General features: G+C 66.8%; 1 protein-coding gene. It reads right to left on the bottom strand.

What is annotated here, in order from left to right; translation table 11 throughout:
• A partial coding sequence (locus ACYVDE_RS24960; protein WP_460504210.1) for a TIM-barrel domain-containing protein occupies window positions 1-765 on the bottom strand: 765 nt, incomplete at both ends.

The raw sequence follows: 765 nt of genomic DNA, 5'->3' as shown, positions 1-765 counted from the left end.
CCTCTTGCACCCGCGCCCGGTAAAACGGCCACAGCCAGGCCCGCGCCGTCGGGTCGGTCATATCGAGCAACGCCGCGCTGCCCGCCCAGAAATTGCCGATGACGTAGGGCGCACCCGTCGTGGTGCGGGCCAGCAGGTTGCCGGCGCTGGCGGCCGCGTAGTTGCGGCTTTGCTGTGTGATGTAGGGCTCGGTGATGAGTACGGTTTTCACGCCCACCGAGTCGAAATCGCGCATCATGCGTACGGGGTTGGGAAAGCGGGTGCGGTCCCAGTCGAGGTCGCCCATGCGGTTCATGCCGCCAAACCAGTACAAGTCGAGCACCAGCCCGGCCAGCGGGAAGCCCTGCCCGCGCATTTGCTGCACAATGGCGCGGGCCTCGGCCTCATTCTGGTAGCCGTATTTGCTTTGGATGTAGCCCAGGGCCCAGCGCGGCGGCAGCGGCTGCCGGCCCGTCAGGGAAGTGTAAGCCGTGAGCAGGCCGGGCAAATTGGCCTGCCCGAATACGAAGTAAGTCAGCCGGTTATTCTCGGTTCCGAACTCCAGGGCCGCGTTGTCGGCCTGGCCCAGGTCGAGGTAGCCGGGCCGCACATCATCGAAAAACAGCCCGTAGCCGCGCCCGCTCAGCACCAGCGGAATGCTGATGTTGAGGTTGGCCTCGCCATTCTGGTAGCCGTAGCGGGCCTGGTTGTAGAGCGGCACACGCTGGCCGCGCCGGTTGGTGGGCAGGGCGCGGGCCCCGGTGCCGTACAGCGCCTCGCCGGCTT

The sequence above is a fragment of the Hymenobacter agri genome (assembly GCF_054778495.1).
The sequence above is the reverse complement of the archived record's forward strand: the minus strand, read 5'-3'. Positions and strand labels throughout refer to the sequence as shown.